This is a genomic window from Anoxybacillus flavithermus (assembly GCF_002742685.1).
Classification (GTDB): Bacteria; Bacillota; Bacilli; order Bacillales; family Anoxybacillaceae; genus Anoxybacillus; species Anoxybacillus flavithermus_E.
Genome location: NZ_PEDM01000025.1, coordinates 1 through 19,337, shown reverse-complemented (window position 1 = coordinate 19,337; position 19,337 = coordinate 1). Strand labels below are relative to the sequence as shown.

The 19,337-nt window shown below is 42.9% G+C and carries 16 protein-coding genes and 1 pseudogene; 6 read left to right on the top strand and 11 right to left on the bottom strand.

Annotated features, from left to right (window positions below; genetic code table 11):
• Positions 1-14: 14 nt before the first annotated feature.
• Positions 15-1,169: an SEC-C metal-binding domain-containing protein gene (locus CS060_RS10400; RefSeq protein WP_099668932.1), complete on the bottom strand. Its 1,155-nt coding sequence runs from the start codon at positions 1,167-1,169 to the stop codon at positions 15-17.
• A 126-nt stretch (positions 1,170-1,295) separates the two neighbouring features.
• Between CS060_RS10400 and CS060_RS10395 the strand changes: the two genes are divergently transcribed.
• Together CS060_RS10395 and CS060_RS10390 are read left to right on the top strand one after the other, a co-directional pair.
• Positions 1,296-2,153, top strand: coding sequence for a CvfB family protein (locus CS060_RS10395; protein ID WP_035049439.1), 858 nt, complete (start codon positions 1,296-1,298; stop codon positions 2,151-2,153).
• Entirely contained in the window at positions 2,150-3,133 is a 984-nt protein-coding gene (locus tag CS060_RS10390) for a Gfo/Idh/MocA family protein (protein ID WP_035049441.1), read from the top strand. The genes CS060_RS10395 and CS060_RS10390 overlap by 4 nt, the downstream gene beginning before the upstream one ends.
• Before the next feature lie 8 nt (positions 3,134-3,141).
• On the opposite strand, the gene CS060_RS10385 is transcribed toward CS060_RS10390, so the two are convergent.
• On the bottom strand, positions 3,142-3,561 hold the full coding sequence (locus CS060_RS10385; protein ID WP_035049443.1) for a VanZ family protein: 420 nt from the start codon (positions 3,559-3,561) through the stop codon (positions 3,142-3,144).
• A gap of 141 nt (positions 3,562-3,702) precedes the next feature.
• Here CS060_RS10385 and CS060_RS10380 point away from each other — a divergent pair, with 141 nt between their 5' ends.
• Positions 3,703-5,358, top strand: coding sequence for an SWIM zinc finger family protein (locus tag CS060_RS10380; RefSeq protein ID WP_035049447.1), 1,656 nt, complete (start codon positions 3,703-3,705; stop codon positions 5,356-5,358).
• Complete coding sequence (locus CS060_RS10375) at positions 5,358-8,051, top strand: DEAD/DEAH box helicase (RefSeq protein ID WP_099668940.1); 2,694 nt, start codon at positions 5,358-5,360, stop codon at positions 8,049-8,051. The genes CS060_RS10380 and CS060_RS10375 overlap by 1 nt, the downstream gene beginning before the upstream one ends.
• Positions 8,052-8,170: 119 nt before the next feature.
• On the opposite strand, the gene CS060_RS10370 is transcribed toward CS060_RS10375, so the two are convergent.
• The 3 genes from CS060_RS10370 to CS060_RS10360 form a co-directional block, all read right to left on the bottom strand.
• On the bottom strand, positions 8,171-11,227 hold the full coding sequence (locus tag CS060_RS10370; RefSeq protein ID WP_035049449.1) for an efflux RND transporter permease subunit: 3,057 nt from the start codon (positions 11,225-11,227) through the stop codon (positions 8,171-8,173).
• Positions 11,228-11,323: 96 nt separating this feature from the next.
• Positions 11,324-12,295 carry a UDP-glucose 4-epimerase GalE gene (galE, locus tag CS060_RS10365; protein ID WP_035049451.1) on the bottom strand — a complete coding sequence of 324 codons (972 nt, stop codon included), beginning with the start codon at positions 12,293-12,295 and terminating at the stop codon, positions 11,324-11,326.
• Positions 12,296-12,369: 74 nt separating this feature from the next.
• Positions 12,370-13,671, bottom strand: a complete 1,302-nt coding sequence (locus tag CS060_RS10360) for a UDP-glucose dehydrogenase family protein (RefSeq protein WP_035049453.1) — start codon at positions 13,669-13,671, stop codon at positions 12,370-12,372.
• 162 nt (positions 13,672-13,833) lie between these two features.
• Between CS060_RS10360 and CS060_RS10355 the strand changes: the two genes are divergently transcribed.
• Positions 13,834-14,526 (top strand): plasmid pRiA4b ORF-3 family protein, encoded by a 693-nt coding sequence (locus CS060_RS10355; protein WP_231563677.1) that lies wholly within the window; start codon positions 13,834-13,836, stop codon positions 14,524-14,526.
• 316 nt (positions 14,527-14,842) lie between these two features.
• Positions 14,843-15,523: pseudogene (locus CS060_RS10350) on the top strand (transposase); the annotation flags it as partial.
• 156 nt (positions 15,524-15,679) lie between these two features.
• Here CS060_RS10350 and galU read toward each other — a convergent pair.
• The 6 genes from galU to CS060_RS10320 form a co-directional block, all read right to left on the bottom strand.
• On the bottom strand, positions 15,680-16,558 hold the full coding sequence (gene galU / locus CS060_RS10345) for a UTP--glucose-1-phosphate uridylyltransferase GalU (protein ID WP_035049454.1): 879 nt from the start codon (positions 16,556-16,558) through the stop codon (positions 15,680-15,682).
• Positions 16,559-16,648: 90 nt separating this feature from the next.
• Positions 16,649-17,287, bottom strand: a complete 639-nt coding sequence (locus CS060_RS10340; RefSeq protein WP_099668931.1) for a hypothetical protein — start codon at positions 17,285-17,287, stop codon at positions 16,649-16,651.
• A gap of 483 nt (positions 17,288-17,770) precedes the next feature.
• On the bottom strand, positions 17,771-18,169 hold the full coding sequence (locus CS060_RS10335) for a hypothetical protein (protein WP_035049460.1): 399 nt from the start codon (positions 18,167-18,169) through the stop codon (positions 17,771-17,773).
• Between the two features lie 138 nt (positions 18,170-18,307).
• Positions 18,308-18,538: a hypothetical protein gene (locus CS060_RS10330; RefSeq protein ID WP_035049463.1), complete on the bottom strand. Its 231-nt coding sequence runs from the start codon at positions 18,536-18,538 to the stop codon at positions 18,308-18,310.
• Positions 18,539-18,604: 66 nt separating this feature from the next.
• Positions 18,605-19,033, bottom strand: coding sequence for a 3-hydroxyacyl-ACP dehydratase FabZ (gene fabZ / locus CS060_RS10325; RefSeq protein WP_035049467.1), 429 nt, complete (start codon positions 19,031-19,033; stop codon positions 18,605-18,607).
• A 52-nt stretch (positions 19,034-19,085) separates the two neighbouring features.
• On the bottom strand, positions 19,086-19,337 hold a 252-nt coding region (locus CS060_RS10320; RefSeq protein WP_143269814.1), incomplete at its 5' end, for a transposase.

The following is a 19,337-nucleotide window of genomic DNA, read 5'->3' as shown; positions in this document are numbered from 1 at the left end:
GCCACACGCTCCCTTTACTCCTCTTCATCGCAATCTTCACATACTTCAAAGATGTCTTCATCGTCCCAATCGTCATCGTCCCAGTCGTCCCAAACATCATCATAGTCGTCCCATCCTTCATCTATTCCGAGCGCTTCGGCTAGTTCATCCAGATGATCTCCCAAATCTAATGCCAAATCTCCAAGCGCCATATATAAATCATCAATTCGTTTGGAAAGCGTACTTGCTGATATGCCGTACATTTCCGCCAGCTGTTTTTGCGACATCCATTCTTCTTGCAAAACGGTTTCTATAAGAAGGTAATGCAAAGCAGCCGCATACACTTCTGGCTTGCGAATGCTCGGATTTTTCATGCGACAATATTGGCGCCAGACGATACGTGCCGTATCCATCGCACTCACGTCGTCCATATTTGCTTTTTGTTCAAGAACGTTTAACACTTCTTGCTGCTTCGGCGACAACTCGTCCGTGTCAATTAATGAAATCGATAGCGACTGTTGAAAAATATATGGATATTGCTCGATCCATTGTTGACGGTCTTTGTTACATTGCTCCCAATGCTCTTGTACAAAATGTCTTACAGCGTTCGATAACACGATCGGCATGGGGAAAAATGTTGAAAAACAAGTTGTATATTGCCCATGTGGAACGAAAATGCCTGTTATCACGTGTCCCAATTCGAGATCGTAATCAATATTTTCATCTAAAAATTTGATTTGTTTCGTTTCCCCTGTGACGAGATCTGTTCCGAACGCAAACGAACCGTCCATATGATCGATTTGTACAAATGACGGGAACGCTTCTTTCCAAGATGTCAAAATAGACAGCACGGATGGGCGGACGTGATGTTTCCGAATCGTGCTTAAGTAGTAATCGAGAATCGTCATACCGCGTATATCTTTTTTAAAAAACATGACCCATGTGCTAATGAAAAACCGAAAAATCATGAGCACATCTTCATCTCGTTCTTTTTGATCTATGTATAATTTTGTATGTTGATATAAAAAAGACTCGTGTTCGAAAGCGGCATAGCGAATGAAATCGTGCATATGCTGTTCCACTTCTTGATCGATAAGTTTATGAATAGAAACGACATTGTTCCCACAACAATGTTTATACTTTTTCCCGCTTCCGCACGGACATAACGCATTTCGTGCTACTTTATTCATCGTTCTCACCTCAATCTCTTTTTCTTCATTGTATCACGCCAAACTGAAACAAGATACATCCTTTGTCTCTTTCATTTTAATCATGTACAATAATGGATAAACTACTTACAAAAAAGGAAGAGATACATGATTGGACAAATGGTTACATGGAAAGTAAAAGAACAAAAACCGTTCGGCTATATCGTCACAAACGGAAAAGAAAGCGCCTTGCTTCATGACAGTCAATATGAAGGCGAATTACACATTGGGGAAGATGTACATGTATTTTTATATCATGATCACGACGGACGCATGCGCGCGACGATGAAAAAACCGCTCATTACAACATCATCATACGGTTGGGTAGAAGTGGTCGACGTTGTGCCGCAATTAGGCGTTTTCGTTCATATTGGGATTGAAAAAGATATGTTATTATCGATTGACGACTTACCTTCGCTTCCGACGCTTTGGCCGGAAAAAGGAGATGAATTGTACTGTTCACTCCAAGTGGACAAACGGGGGAGACTGCTCGCTAAACTTGCGGATGAAGAAACGATGAAACAAATAAGCGTTCCTGCGCCACCTTCTGCGTTTAACACAAACGTGCGCGGTCGCATTTATCGTTTGATTAAAGCGGGATCGTTTCTCATTACAGACGTTGGCTATGTCGGGTTTATTCACGAATCACAAAGAAGACGAGAACCACGCCTTGGCGAACTCGTCGAAGGACGCGTCATCGCTGTAAAAGAAGACGGAACGATCAACGTATCACTACTTCCGCGAAAACAAGAAAGTTTACAAACAGATGCTGAAACGATTTACAACTATCTTGAAAGCCGTGGCGGTGCGATGCCGTATAGCGACAAAAGCGATCCAGAAGACATTCAGACTCGTTTTCATATGAGCAAAGCCGCATTTAAACGCGCGCTCGGACGATTAATGAAAGAAGAAAAAGTGTACCAACAAGACGGTTGGACATATATCAAAGGGAGAGAAAACGAATGATTCGTTTTGCAACAATCGGAACAAACTGGATTACAGAGGCGTTTATTCGCGCCGCCAAACAAGTCCCGTCATTTCATTTACAAGCAGTCTATTCTCGCCAAAAAGAAACGGCACATACTTTCGCCGAAAAAACAGGCGCCACACAAACGTTCACCAATTTACACGAGCTTGCCGCATGCGATGATATTGATGCTGTATATATCGCAAGTCCAAACGCTTTTCATGCCGAACAAGCGATGATGCTCATGAATCACGGCAAACATGTCATTTGTGAAAAGCCGCTTGCATCTAACGTCAAAGAAATAGAAGCGATGATCGAAACAGCAAGGAAAAACGATGTCGTGTTGATGGAAGCGATGAAAACAACGTGTTTACCAAACTTTCAAACCATTCAACATCATTTGCCGAAAATCGGACGCATTCGTCGTTACGTCGCAAGTTATTGCCAATATTCTTCGCGCTACGATGCGTTTAAACAAGGAACGATCGCCAACGCCTTTCACCCTGCCTTTTCAAGCGGAGCGTTAATGGATCTTGGCGTGTATTGTTTATATCCGCTCGTTGTTTTATTTGGCGAGCCGAAAGCCATTCAAGCTCATAGCGTTCGCTTGTCGTCTGGAGTGGATGGCGAAGGGAGCATTATACTCGATTACGGTGAGATGGATGCGGTTGTTATGTATTCAAAAATCGCAAACTCGTATACTCCTGCCGAAATTCAAGGGGAAGAAGGAACGATCGTCATCGATGCGATTCATACCCCAACACGCGTTCATATTCATTACCGCGACGGGCGCATCGAAGACATTACCGTTCCACAACCGTACGAACCGATGTACTATGAAGCGCTTGAATTTATGACGCTCATCGAACGAGGAGAAAAGGAATCAACAATCAATTCACACACTCGTTCACTTGCGACAATGAAAATTATGGACAAAGCAAGAAAACAAACCGGCATTGTATTTCCTGCTGATAAATAAGCGAGCGCCTATGCTCGCTTATTCGCCTTCCAAACAATCCATAACACAATCGTCGCCCCGATCATATCGATGATGACGTCAGAAAACAACGCTGTTCGATTCGGTTGAAACGATTGATGCCATTCATCGAACATAGCGCAAAAAAGCGTCAATAACCAAGCAACACGGTATGAACCCGTCGCTTTCCACGCAAAAAACGAAAACGTTCCAAATACCGTCATATGCGCACATTTCCGAACGATAAAATTCCATGAAAATAATCCGTCGCTTACAGGACGATTCGTTTCAATTCCAAAATAATTTAACCACTGGCGTATCCATTGCGCGGTTTGCTCTCCAGTAAATAGCGGGGACTCGGTAAAATAGTAAATCAACGCACACCATGCAACGACAAGCCCCCACCACATAAAGCGATTAGTTTGTATCATTATTTAAGTCCTTTCTACCTAATAGAAATCTACAAATCATTTTACCACTTTTATCCCTGTTGTACGACTGATTTATTCCATTTGTAAACAAACGGCGATCATGCTAAAATGAGGACAAATTTAAGAGAAGGAGATGCTGTAATGTTACAGACGATGTTGCCGCAAGAGTTGATGACGAAAGCGGCTCAACGTGTCATGAAGCTGCTGCCGTACAAAAAACATAGCGATTTGATTAAACGTGCGTGGCAGTTGTATCGCACCGGGCATGTATATAACGTGACGATTGAGGACGATGTGCTGAAAGGGAAAGTGTCAGACCGAGGACATACATATGAGCCGTCTTTTCGATTAAAGCAGGCGGCGGGCTCATCATGCACTTGCACAGCCGTAGGTCTATGTCCACACAATATTGCGTTATTTTTATATGCGTACAACCAAATTGATGCCGTTGGGAATTTAATTCGAACATGGAAAGAGCCAGTGACAAAACAAAAAAAAGCAGTAAACGATGAAAAGCGAAAAGACATACAAGTAAAACAACAAACCGTTCAGCAACAGAAACCAAACGAGAAAGATGAAAGCAACGCGCCAAACAGCGCAAATATCATTGACGCGTGGTGGCAATCGTTTGAGGAGAAATATCGTCGCATTCCGCTATACAATGTAACGGAAGAAGAACATATGCGTAGGCTCGTTCAATCGTTTTTCCCAACTTTCGAGCCACCGAAGTCAAAAGCGCCGTTTTTAGATCATTTATATTATGTTCATGCTGCCTTATTTACATTTATTAAACTCATTCATATTCCGCAACAATCATGGGGCTACTTCGCGATCATGCAAGAGCGACATGTAGAACAATTTTCTTCAACCGTACAACAAGCGCTCACAAATTTAGTGAAAAAACCGCGCACAAAAGCACATGAACAACTTTTATACGCTACCATCCCGTACGTAAGAAACGTATTGTCAGGCGAATTAACGTACTTTAGCCAAATATTAGATGTATACGAAATCATATGGACAACTGTATTGACCGACGAAACATATCGTCAAGAAGAATGTAAGTGGGCGATTGAACAGTTAAACAAAAAACAAACCGTAGAAGAAAAAATTCCATTTATCGGCGCAGCTTCGTACGTATCGTTTTTGCTTGAAGACGATCATCGTGCCTATCAGCTCATTGAACCGTTTCCATACTTAGCAACGGAACATATCGTCCGTTTCATGCATATGTCATTTGCAAAAAAACAAATTCAACGTGGAGCAGAGTGGTTTCATCGCCTCGAACAAAATGTGGAGACATACTTGTATTCGCTTCATATAGGCGACCGTGAGTGGTTTGTTCAACATGTATTATCTGCCTATGTCCAATATAGTATCGCTACAAAAAACGAACAAACCGAACGATATGAACAGCTTCTTCAAAAACTGCTTCCGTACAGTTTCTATACGTACATCGACTACTTATTTGATGAACAAAAATGGAAAGAGCTCATTGAATTATATATGCTTGAAAAAGCAACTGTCGATATGATTCACCCGCTCCATTTAAAAGCAGTCGAACAAGCAGATCGTTTGCTCGTTCTTCCTTTGTATCACCAAACGATTATGCATTACATCGAACAAAAAAATCGCAGCGCATATGAACAAGCAATAAAACATTTACGAAAACTGCGGGCACATTACCGAGCATTAAAACAAATGCCCCGCTGGGAAGCGTATATCGCAAAATTAGTTGAACAAACAAAACGATTACGTGCCTTTCAAGATTTATTACGGAAAGGGAAATTCATATGATGCAACTTGAACTAAAAAGCCGCTGGCTTGATGAACAAAAACAGTTTTTCATTTATAGTGATGATGCGCACCCCGATCAATGGAAAGAGCTCGTCTTTTGTTGGCATGAAGAAACGTTTTATGGCACATTTGCCCCTGTCGAAACGATTGGAACACATATCGGCGTCCTTCTTTCGCCTTGGGAGGCGCTTACGTTTTTTGCTTATCCATCGTCCAATCGATTGATTCATATCATATGGGACGAACAAAGCAAGCAATTTCAAACATGGGCAAAACAAATCGTAGCAGGCATCGAACAAAAACAATTCATGCCTGACTTTGCAGCATGGAAACAAGGACGTTTCGGTTGGAAAGGAATAGAAGAAGACCATCCGTTCGTTGCTATGTGGCGCTCAGAAGCGATAAACGACTGGATTCAATCTGACATAGAACTAAAAGAAACGTGGGAACAAATCGTGAAAACGTATCCACTTCTCACAAGCGACAGCGCTTCATTCATGGACGAGCATGACTGGCTCACTGAAATCGGCTGGGATAAAAACCGTCTGCCGTTTATCGTCGCCATTCGTTTAAACGAACCTGAGGAAGATGGTGGTGCATGGTCGCTTGAAACGGTGCTCATCGACACAGCAACAAACGACATCACCGTTTATCCGAATATGCCGAAAGCTTGGCAAGCATACGCTAACCATATTGAACGAGCAAAACAACGATGGCAAACGATCGTTCCATGGCTGAGCGACAATGGCGCTTTGCGCACGCAACTAACCGAAGAAGAGGCGTGGCGCTTTTTAGTGGAAGCGACAATGGAACTAACTGAAGCAGGTGTTCGCGTCATTGTGCCAGAATGGTGGGAAGTCGTGAAACAAACGCGCCTTCGGGTAAAAGCACGCGTGAAATCATCGGCAACATCTGTATTCGGACTAGATGCACTCGTCGATTTCGATTGGCGCATCGCTACAAACGGCATCGAACTGACAGAACAACAATTCGCCCAACTCGTTGAACAAAAGCGTCGCCTCGTACGCATTCGCGACCAATGGGTGCAGCTTGACCCTGCCGTCATTCAACACGTACAAAAACTGATGAAACAAGCAAAGCAAGAAGGTTTATCGATTCGCGACGTACTCATACAAACACTCGCTGAGAAAACAAACGAACAACATGAAGACGATGAACCAATTGATATTGAACTAAACCGTTCATTCACGTCGCTTGTGAAAAAAATGAAAAATATCGACCATATTCCGACTATCGCCGTTCCGAAAACATTTCAAGGGACGCTACGCCCGTATCAACAACGTGGCGTTGATTGGCTCGTCTTTTTACGCCAGCTCGGCTTTGGCGGCTGTTTAGCAGACGATATGGGGCTTGGAAAAACCGTACAAATGCTTGCATATCTTACATACGTAAAAGAAAACGAAAAGCGAAACGGACCTGCCTTGCTCATTTGCCCAACGAGCGTCATCGGCAACTGGCAAAAAGAATGTCAGCAGTTCGCACCGTCTTTAACCGTCTACGTTCATCACGGGTCAAATCGTGAACACAGTGACACATTTGTCGAAAAAGCAAAAAGCTGTGACCTTGTCATTACATCATACAGCTTGGCACATTTAGATTTCGATGACCTCGCAAGCATCGATTGGGACGTCATTTGTTTAGACGAAGCGCAAAACATTAAAAATGCCCAAACGAAACAAGCGCGTGCCATTCGTAAACTAAAAGGACGCCATAAAATTGCGCTTACCGGTACACCGATTGAAAATCGACTAAACGAACTTTGGAGCATCTTCCACTTTTTAAACCCAGGCTACTTAGGCTCACAGACGGAGTTTCAACGCCGCTTTGCGACGCCGATTGAGAAAAATGGAGACGCACAAGCAACGGAAAAACTGCAAAAATTGATTCGTCCATTTTTACTGCGCCGAACAAAAACAGATGAACGAATTGCGCTCGACTTGCCAGACAAACTCGAACAAAAAGAATATTGTCCGCTCACCATCGAACAAGCGTCATTATATGAACAAATTGTGCAACAGTCGCTTGAAAAACTCGAACAAGCGGACGGCTTTGCACGGCGCGGCATCATTTTACAAATGCTAAATAACTTAAAACAACTATGTAACCATCCTGCCCTTTATTTAAAAGAAAAACATCCGAAACAAATTGTTGAACGGTCGCATAAAGTAGAAAAGTTGCTTGAGCTTGTCGAGCAAATTCGCGACAACAAAGAAAGCTGTTTAATTTTTACGCAATACATTCAAATGGGCGAGATGATCCAACATCTTCTTTCTACGCATTTGAAAGAAACGGTCGTCTTTTTAAACGGAAGCACACCGAAACAAACGCGCGATGAGATGATCGAACAATTTCAAAACGGACAGTTTCATATATTCATTTTATCGCTCAAAGCAGGCGGCACAGGTCTTAACTTAACAGCTGCCAACCACGTCATTCATTTTGACCGTTGGTGGAATCCTGCTGTTGAAAACCAAGCGACAGACCGAGCGTATCGCATCGGGCAAACGAAATTCGTCCACGTGCATAAACTCATTACAACGGGTACGATTGAAGAAAAAATTGATGATATGCTCGAGAAAAAGCAAGCGCTCAATGAACAGCTTATCCAAAGCGAAACGTGGATTACCGAACTGTCGAACGAACAATTGCGTGAACTATTTACGCTTTCATGAGGTGAAACATGGCAAAGAAAAAAGGAACGAAGCAACAAACGTTATGGGAAAAACTGCTTGAACAAATGACAAAAAAGCTAGAAAAGCGAAAAAAATAAACAGCCGGCACGATCGGCTGTTTATTTTTGAATGTAAAACTTTCTTGGTAACGTAAAGCTATACACAATCGGAATGACAAATAACGTTAAAAAGGTACTGCTAATTAGTCCGCCGATAACGGTAATCGCCATCGGCTGATTGAGCTCTGCCCCATCACCAATGCCAAAGGCGAGCGGCAACAAACCTAAAATCGTCGTTAACGCCGTCATTAAAATCGGACGAAGGCGAAGTTTCACCGTTGTGACAATAATATCCCGCTCTCCGCGCGCACGCATCTGGTTCATGTAGTCCACAAGCACAATCGCATTGTTTACAACAATGCCCGCAAGGACGATGCCACCGATAATGACCATGACGCTCATCGGTGTTTGCGTAAACCATAAGCCAGCTGTAATGCCGATGATCATAAGCGGAATCGTAAACATAATAATAAACGGATGTTTAAACGATTCAAACTGCGCTGCCATAACAAGATAGACGAACGTCACCGCCAACGCAAACGCTAATGCTAAATCGTCAATGGACGACTCAAGCAACTCCCGATCGCCACTAAAGACGATATCTGTTTCTGACGGAAGATCGAGCTTTTCGATTTCGCGATCGACAAGCGCCGATATGTCGCCAAGTGTCACGGAATTTTTATATTTCACCGTAAACTGAACAGCGCTTTGCTCATTTACGCGCTGAATTTGGACGCGGCTTTTGCCGATCGAAACGGATGCAATGTCGCCAAGTTTCACAAACGAACCGTCCGGCTTTTTCACAAGCAACTGCTTTAAGTCGGATACAGAATTTTTCACGTTTTCATCGTATTCGACCGTCACATCGTACACGTTCGCAGATGCGTCAATGATGCGCGTCGCTGTCGTTCCGCGCGTCATTTGTTCGGCAACGATGGCGACTTGCGCTGGGGTGAGCCCATGTTGCAACGCTTTTTCCCGATCGATTTTAACTTGAATTTCATCAACTGTTTCTGATACATCTGTTGTCACTTCTTTTACTTCTTTTAACGCCTTCACTCGTTTTTCAATTTTACTGACGACTTGTTTCAACCGCTTCTCATCCGTATCTTTTACACTAAATGTTAACGTATTTGGCGCACTTCCTGTCGATGCTTGCAAGTTAAACGACACTTCCGCGGTTTTGTTCACTTTTTTCACCGCTTGTTGCACAGGTGATTTTAACTCGTCAACGATGACGAACACCGAGCGCTCACGCTTATCTTTCGGCTTCATTTTCACATATATTTCCGCTACGTTGCTTTGTGTCGTTCCACGAAACGACTGTTCTTGCGTTGAACCGATGAGACTGACGTACGTTTCAATCTCATCGACCTGCTTTAACTCATGTTCAATCGCTTGAACGACACGCTCTGTCGCTTGTAAAGAATAACCGTCCTCCGTTTGCACACGAATCGAGAAAAACCCTTCATCTGTATTCGGCAAAAACTGCATTCCGACGTTTGTTAACCCGACAACACCAACACCAAGCAAACTAACCACCAGCAACAACACAACGAAACGGTGGCGCAATGACCAACGTAAGCTTCGTTCGAGCACGCGCATCGGGGCAGAAGATAACCGCGCTTCTTCGCGATAACGTCTGCGCGGGCGCAACCAACGGCTCGCAAGCATCGGCACAACCGTTAACGCGACAAACAACGAAGCAAGCAAACTAAACGCAATCGTCAGCGCAAATTCGGTAAATAAATCACCGATTAATCCGGTAATAAATAGCACAGGGATAAATACGGCAACGCTCGTTAACGTGGAAGCGACGATGGCACTTCCGACTTCGCTTACCCCGTCTTTTGCCGCTTCTTTCGGCTCTTTCCCCATCGCTAAATGGCGCGAAATATTTTCGATGACGACGATCGAGTTGTCGACAAGCATACCGATTCCGAGTGCTAATCCGCCAAGCGTCATAATGTTTAACGTAAAATCGGAAAAATACATTAACACAAACGTCACAACGACCGAATACGGAATGGCGATGCCAATAATGATTGGACTTTTGATGTTCCGTAAAAAGATAAACAACACCGCCATCGCAAACGCCCCACCTAACACGAGCGACTGGGCGATATTTCGAATCGTCCGTTCAATAAACTCCCCTTGGTCAAATAATATATCAGCACGGACGTGTTGAAATTGCTCTTTTTTCAATAGCTTGTCTAGCTGCTTTTGAAACGCTTTTGACACTTCCGCCGTATTCGCATCCGCTTTTTGCAGTACGCTCATCAACACAGACAGCTGTTCATTCGTTCTTGTTATGGTTTGTTGTTCGTCTGAAACGAGTTCGACTTTCGCTACATCTTGTAGACGAATACGCTTTTTTGTCAGCGGATCGATTGTCACAACAAGTTTTTTTAATTCATCAACAGATTGTACAGTACTTAAAATGCGCGTCGATAATTGCCGCTCATCGATGACAACCGTTTCACCCGGCAGCGACACGTTATTGGCTGAAATAAAGTTCGCAATGTCTTGTTGGGAAAGCCGATACGTGCGCAGTTTATTTTGATCCACGAGCACGCGTACGCGCTTTGTTAACGTGCCGGATACGTTCACGCTCGCTACACCTTCTGTTTTCGCAAGCTCTGCTTTTAACTGTTGCGCTAACGTTTTTAACTCCTCAGTTCCTTTTTGGCTCGTTAGCGTCAATTGAATGACTGGAAACTGCGACGGATCAAACTTCAAAAATCGCGGCTTTTGCACATCATCTGGAAGTGGCGCTTGATCAATGCGCTGCATGACATCATTTTGCATGTCATCAATGACGGTCGCCCATGAAAATTGCAATAAAATGAGCGTCGAGCCTTCTTGGGATGTTGACGTCATCGACTTTAACCCCGGCAACGTCGCTAAACTGCTTTCTAACGGCTTCGTCACTTTTTCAAGCACTTCCGTTGGCCCTGCCCCCGGATACGTCGCCACAACAACCCCAACAGGTGGCTGAATATCGGGAATTAACTTCATCGGAATATTTAATAACGATACCGCCCCTAAAAGAATGACGATAATCATCGACACAAATGTCAGCACAGGACGCCGAATCGAAAAATGGCTAATGCCCATTATATCTCCCCCCATGTTTGTTCTAATGATAGAGTAACGAACACATAAATCCATTGTCAAATTTGGGAACAAACGAAAAAAGAGGCTGAAACGTATTCAACCTCTTTGCTTACTATGCCAATTCCAAGCGGTTTTAATGATGTCCTCTAACGAACGTGTCGCTTGCCAGCCGAGTTCGCGGGCAATTTTTTCGGATGAAGCAACAAGGCGAGCCGGATCTCCCGGACGACGCGCTGTATATTCAATCGTTGCTTTTTTCCCTGTCACGCGCTCGCACATGTCGATCACTTCTTTCACCGAATAGCCGAGACCGTTGCCAAGGTTGTATACAGCCGTCTTTTTCTGATCAGCAAGAAGGGCATGCAAAGCGAGAATGTGCGCCTCTGCTAAATCCATCACATGAATGTAATCGCGAATACATGTGCCATCTGGTGTATCGTAATCTGTGCCAAACACTGAAATTTTATCGCGCAATTCAAGCAAATGTTGCAAAATGAGCGGAATTAAGTGCGTTTCTGGGTGATGATCTTCCCCGATTTCACCGCTTTCATGCGCACCTGCCGCATTAAAATAGCGCAAGACGACGTAGCGTAAATCATACGCTGATGCAAAATCAGAAAGCATATGCTCAATCATCAGTTTCGAACGGCCGTACGGATTAATTGGAAGCGTCGGACATTGTTCCGTAATAATATCAACGTTTGGAATACCGTACACAGCCGCTGTCGATGAAAAGATGAACCGCTTCACTCCATATGCCATCATCGTTTCTAATAACGTTAATGTCGCAGCGACGTTGTTTTTATAATATTTCATCGGTTCTGCAACCGACTCGCCTACTAAACTATTTGCCGCAAAGTGCATGACCGCATCAATCGGATATTTTTCAAAAATGCGTACAAGCGTTGCCCGATCCCCTAAATCGCCATGCACAAACACCGCTCGTTTATCGACTAAATACCGATGCCCTGTCGATAAATTATCAAGCACAACGACCGAGTTTGTTTCCACTAAATGTTTGACGACGTGGCTGCCGATGTATCCCGCTCCACCAACGACTAAAATCATACAGAAACTCCTTTCAACCCGATATATGACCATATTACTATACAGATATGGAAAAATCGAGCATCATTTCTTCCTTATTTGATCGCTCTTCTTCCAATTGAATAATATTCGATGGCATACTTTTTGACATCTTCAAGGGCATAACAATTACGCCCATCAAAAATAATCGGCGTTTTCATTTGCTTGACGTATACAGATAAGTCGAGTTGTCGAAACTCATCCCACTCTGTTAAAATCATCGCCGCATCCGCATCTTTGAGCGCTTCTTCGACATGGCTTGCATATATCACTTCTTTCGGCAATACCGCTTTTGCTTTATTCATCGCAATCGGATCGTAAGCAACAACGATCGCCTGTTCAGCAACGAGTTCACGTGCGATAACAAGCGATGCCGCTTCTCGCATATCGTCTGTATTTGGCTTAAACGACAAACCGAGAAGGGCAATTTTTTTGCCTTGAATATGTCCAAAACGTTTTTTTGCTTTTTCAACGAGCTTTCGTTGTTGTTTATTGTTTACTTCAATGACTGCCTTCAACAACTCGAAATCATGATCTATATTTGCTGCAATTTTCGCTAACGCTTTCGTATCTTTCGGAAAACAAGAGCCACCGTAACCGATACCGGCACGTAAAAACGATGAGCCGATACGTTCATCCATTCCCATTCCCGCTGCCACTTGTTCAATGTCTGCGCCAACTTTTTCACATATGTTCGCAATTTCGTTAATAAAACTAATTTTCGTTGCTAAAAAGGCATTTGAGGCGTATTTAATCATTTCTGCGCTCCGAATATCCGTTTGAAAAATCGGAATGCCAAATGGACGATGAATGTGTGCGACCACAGCTGCCGCTCGTTCATCATCCGCCCCGATCACAATGCGATCACCATGAAACGTATCATAAATCGCTGAACCTTCACGTAAAAATTCCGGATTCGACACGACATCGATGCGCACATGCGGAGCCAAATACTCAAACATACGTTTTATTTCATGATTCGTACCAACCGGCACCGTACTTTTCGTGACGACGATCACGTCTTTCGTCACCGCTGAAGCAATGTCTTTTACCGCTTGTTTCAAATACGTCAAATTCGCCGAACCATCTTCATTTTCAGGCGTGCCGACCGCGATGTAAATGACATCCGCTTCTCGATATGCACGCGCCCCATCTGTTGTAAAAAACAACCGATTTGCTTCCATATTTTCTTTCATTAATAGCTCAATGCCCGGCTCATAAATCGGTGCAATGCCTTGTCTCATCTGTTCGACTTTTTGTTCATCGACATCCACGCATACGACTCGGTGACCAATATGCGCAAGCGTTACACCAGTCACTAAACCAACATATCCTGTTCCGACAACGACAATGTTCATAACCAACCTCCGTGCACGTTTTTTTTCAGTTTACACAAATACGAACACTTTTGCACGGTACAGCTATTCTGAAAAATATTTTTCAAAAAATAAACCATTTCACTTATAAGAAAGTGAACATTTGTCTATGATTATAGTAAAAGGACAGAGGAGGAATAGCATATGCCAACTGCATGGGAAACATTAAAAAAGATTACAAAGTTATCAGATTACGAGACATTACCCGCTTCGCTCCGCCACGAGATTGAACAAACTTTAGAACAAGTCAAGAAAGCTGAAACAATTTATCAATTAAAAATTCAGTTGCGCGGTATTCGTCCACCGATTTGGCGACGTGTGCTCGTCCCAAGCGACATAACATTCGATCAGCTCCATCTCATCATTCAAGAGGCGATGGGCTGGGGAAATTACCATTTGTATCAGTTTGAAACAAGTGATGCGATCATTGACGTCCCGCATCCAGATGATCGTTTTATGACTCTTTGGAAGGACAAGCTCGATTCACAAAAAACACCGATTAAAAAATATTTAAGTAAAGAGAAACAAAAAGTGCTGTATACGTATGACTTCGGGGACAACTGGGATCATATCATTACATTGGAGAAAATCGAAAAACGAATCGAACCGTTAACACATCCTGTTTGCATCAAAGGATCACGAGCATGCCCACCAGAAGATGTCGGTGGCGTTTGGGGCTACCAAGATGCAATCGACATGATGAAGGACGATACGCGAAAACAAGAGCGTCAAGAGTTTTTAGAATGGTATGACGAATGGTACGGAGACGACTTTGATCCAGAGCGCTTTGATATCGAAGAAGTAAACCGACGACTTGCGACCATTCGCTTCAAGTAGCGCGAAAATGCGAGAGGACTGCCGAAGAAAGGCGGTCCTTTATACATTCCTCCACATAAAATAACTGCACAGCTTTCAAATTTGGTGAAATGTATAAAAATAAAAAATAGTATTGTAAGCGTTAACATTCATCATTATAATAACTTCAAACGCGTTTATGTTTTAATGCAAACGTTTGCATCCTCATTTTATTTTAAACTGTAGATGAGCAAATCCACTAACATAAATTTACAACCAAACAAAAAAGAAGACATGAACCCGATTCCTTGATTAGAATAGATGTGCTACCAACTACCCACAAGGAGGTTCATGTCTCATGAATAGACTAGCACATCATCAAGGAATTCACAAGTTTTTGACGATGTTGGGGTTAGCACTTTATTTCTCGAAATCGGTCATGAAACATTTCGTTCATGTCGTCGACGCCATGATTAAGAAAGGCTTTTCGGGAACATTGATTGATCTTCATCATGGGAGCTTTCATCCGAACCATCGCACGACACTCAGCCATTTTTTCACGAAAAGCCCTTGGGAGGAAGAGACGTTGCTTCGCAAACTCCAGCAATGGATGCTTCATCGTGTCGAACGCATGGCTAAACAGAAGAATCCACCTCTTTTTGTTTCGATCGATGATACGATTTGCCAAAAGACGAAGCCCTCGTCACGGGCAACACACGCCATTCAAGGGTGTGATTGGCATTATTCCCATGCGGAGAAAAAAACGATTTGAGGGCATTCACTCGTCTGGCTCATGGTTCACACGATGACGCAAGCGTTTCCTTTTGCCTTTCGCCTCTATGACAAGAAGGTGGGGAAAAGCAAAGGAGAACTCGCGATGGAGACGCTTTCTTCTTTAGATACACGCCAACTCGTTTATGTGCTCATGGACTCTTGGTATTCATCGAAAGTCCTCGTGGGAGCCTGCTTGAAAAAAGGGTTCCACGTCATTACGATGCTGAAGACGAATCGGATTCTCTATCCTAAGGGGTACCCTGTTTGTCTCTTAATAAATGGAAATTATTGTAAAAAATACTCACCTACAGTAATATAAATGATAAGACAATAGAAGAGTCCATAATCGTGTTCGATAAGCCAATGTTGTATACTCCCTTCCTGGGTTAAAATAAGAGACAAAAAGTCATAAGCATAAGGCTTATGGCCGCTCATATTGTTCAATTATTTTTTTCATAAATTTCAACAAATCATCTTTAATTTCTTCGTTCTGCAGTCCAAATTCCACCGTCGTCTGGATAAACCCTAACTTCTCTCCAACGTCATACCGCTTACCTTCAAACTCATATGCGAAAACACGCTGAATTTCATTTAACTGTTGAATCGCATCCGTCAGCTGAATTTCTCCACCTGCCCCTGCTCCTTGCTTGTCGAGAAACATAAAAATTTCTGGTGTTAAAATATACCGTCCCATAATTGCCAAGTTCGACGGTGCGGTGCCTGGTGCTGGTTTTTCGACGAATTGTTTCACTTGGTATCTTCGTCCCTTTTTATCGAGTGGGTCGATAATGCCGTAACGATGCGTTTCGTCATCAGCGACTTTTTTCACTCCGATAACAGAGCTTCTTGTTTGTTCGAATTCGTTCATCAGTTGTTTTAAACAAGGGGTTTCTGCTTGGACAATGTCATCACCAAGCAACACAGCAAACGGCTCATCACCTATAAATTTGCGTGCGCACCAGACCGCATGACCTAATCCTTTTGGCTCTTTTTGGCGAATGTAATGAATATCCACTTTGGACGGTTCTTTTACTTTCTCTAGTAGATCGTGTTTATTGCTTTTTAATAACGCTTGTTCTAGTTCAAATGCATGATCAAAATGATCCTCGATGGCGCGTTTTCCTTTTCCTGTGACGATAATAATATCTTCAATGCCTGATTCAATCGCTTCTTCAACGATGTATTGAATCGTCGGTTTGTCGACGATCGGAAGCATTTCCTTCGGCATCGCTTTTGTCGCAGGTAAAAATCTTGTTCCAAGCCCTGCAGCTGGAATAATCGCTTTTCGCACCTTTTTCACACATATCCCTCGCTTTCTAAACTATACACCCACGTACATGTTATGCATAATACATACGTCGATGTATAAAAAAATAGCTCCCATTGGGAGTTAATTTGGTAGACGTGTTTTTAAATTTAAAATTTCTTTTTCATGTTCAATCATTTTATCAAACATTACGTCGGATCTACGTTGCAAATAAGCAACCGTCACATCCATTGATTTTTTTATGCTTGTCAAATCATTTAGCACTAATGCTTGGTTGTTTTTTGATATGCGTAACTCTTCGAGAATCTGTTCTTGCGTCTGTTCCATATTTCCAAGTGACAGTTTCATTTCGCCCATCTCATGTTCTAATTTTTGTTGACCTACGTGTAATTGCGCTACATCTTGCTGCAACGCCTGTTGACCCGCTTGCAGTTGCGCTACATCTTGCTGCAACGCCTGTTGACCCGCTTGCAGTTGCGCTACATCTTGCTGCAACGTCTGTTGACCCGCTTGCAGTTGCGCTACATCTTGCTGCAACGCCTGCTGGCCTGCTTGTAGTTGTGCTACATCTTGCTGCAACGCCTGCTGGCCTGCTTGTAGTTGTGCTACATCTTGCTGAATTTGAGCGACACTCTCTTCTAATACTTTTTGGCCACGTTGTAACTCTTGTTGTATTTGTTCAACACGCTCCAATTGCCCATGAATCGGCTGCAATTCTTCCTTTAACACAGAGCGAAACACATCTTTTAGCTCTTGGTTCATTTGTATCCCCCCCTTTGTCCGTTTCTTTCATTATAACACGGCCAAAAAGAGACATAAACAAAAACAAGGTTAGCATTGGGTATCTAACCCATTCGCATCATCGACGACAAGCGTCTGAGAGGCGATCAGATCGTCATCCTCCCCATTCACAGCACGACCAATGACCTTCATTGATACCGGTAAAATATCATACACATATTTTCGACAAAAACATTCACTACATTCATTATATCGGCAAATTCCTTCGTTTCTCTACCCTTTTTGTCAATTTTCTCCCACAAAAAAGAAAACCAGCAGTTCTATTTACTGCCGGTTAGTGAACAGTCCCTTCTTCTGTTTCTTCTTGTGCAATCATTTGTTTTGCCTGTGCAATAATATTGTTTATTTCCGCAACGGTATAATCGCGATCTGGTAGCGAGCGGTCATATGCTTGGTAATATAAGATTTCTGCCAGTTTTCGTTGCTTTTCACTCGCTTGTTTCGTTAGCTTTTCTTTTTTTTTAAATCGTGTTGCAAACGTTCAATATGATATTTTGCTTCTAATCGACAGCCGTAAGGGAAATCGTCGATGCCAAGCCGTTCAACGAGACGGTTAATTTCTGCGATTTGGTCGTCTGTTGGAGGTTCGTTGACGAGTTGATCAATAATTTCGTTAATGCGTGCGGCAAGCTGTTCATGAAATTGCGGGTTTGTTTTTATCGCATCGTCTAATTCTGCAAACCATGTCGCTTCATTGTACAAATAATGGCGCCATTGTTCCATCAATGTTGCGGCATCATATTTTGTCTCGTCCCAGCCGATGCTTGCCATATATCGTTCAAACACTTTCTTAATTGATAAAGTCATATTCATCTTCATACGATGAGAAAGCTGCTTTAACATATATAAAACCCTCCATATGATAATCGTCAACCGTTAATGTATCATAAAGAAACGCGGATTGACAAAGTTTTTTTATAACTTTGCTAGGTGTTATAGGAAGTATAGCAATAAAAAAACGCAAGAGGAAACCTCTTACGTTTATTCGTCCGTATTGTCAGCATCATTCATATCTTCTGCATCTTCGACTGCATCTTCTTCATCTGGCACAGCGTCGTTTTCATCGTCGCCGACACCTTCATTTGTATCTTCACCTGGCTGCATTTCTTCTTGGTTATTTACCTCGTTGTCTGTATCATCGTTATTGCAGCCCGTTACGACCATAATGGCGATGAGCGCGCTAAGTAGTTTGAGTAGCCATTTCGTTTTCATCGTTTGTCTCCTTTCTGTCTTATATGTAATCACCTATAACATGCCCAGAAAGGAGACGGTTATGCATTATTTTTCACCGAGCGCAAACATGATTTCTGTTTCGCATACAAGCTCACCATCGACGGTAGCGACTCCTCTTCCTTTGCCAATTGCTCCTTTAAAGCGAATCATTTCGACTTCTAAACGAAGTTGATCGCCTGGTTTCACTTGTTTTTTAAATCGGCAGTTGTCAATCCCTGTAAAAAAGGCGAGGCGACCGCGGTTTTCTTCTTTCATTAACATGGCGACAGCTCCAACTTGCGCAAGTGCTTCGACAATTAATACGCCTGGCATGACCGGATATTCAGGAAAATGACCGGCGAAAAATTGTTCGTTTGCGCTCACGTTTTTTATGCCGACGGCGCGCTTTCCTTCTTCCACTTCCACAATGCGATCAACGAGTAAAAACGGATAGCGATGTGGAATAATTTGTTGAATTTGTTGAATATCAAGCATATGAATTCCCTCCTTTATGGTTCATCACCAAAAGATGTACTTGAACCTACCATTAAAGTATGTTAGCTGTTTCTAGACGAACCCGCAAGGCAAAACGCTGGATATTTCTGTATCCGTACCCCCGACGTTTGATTAGCTTGATCTTGTTATTCGTTCCCTCTATTTTTCCATTCGAATAAGGTGACAATATGCACGATATGATTTCATCTGTTCGTCTGACAAGCGATTTTGCGATGGCACGTACAGCCGAACAAGGACAACATACATATCGGTGAATCCAAGCCTCCAAACGTCGTTTCGCCTG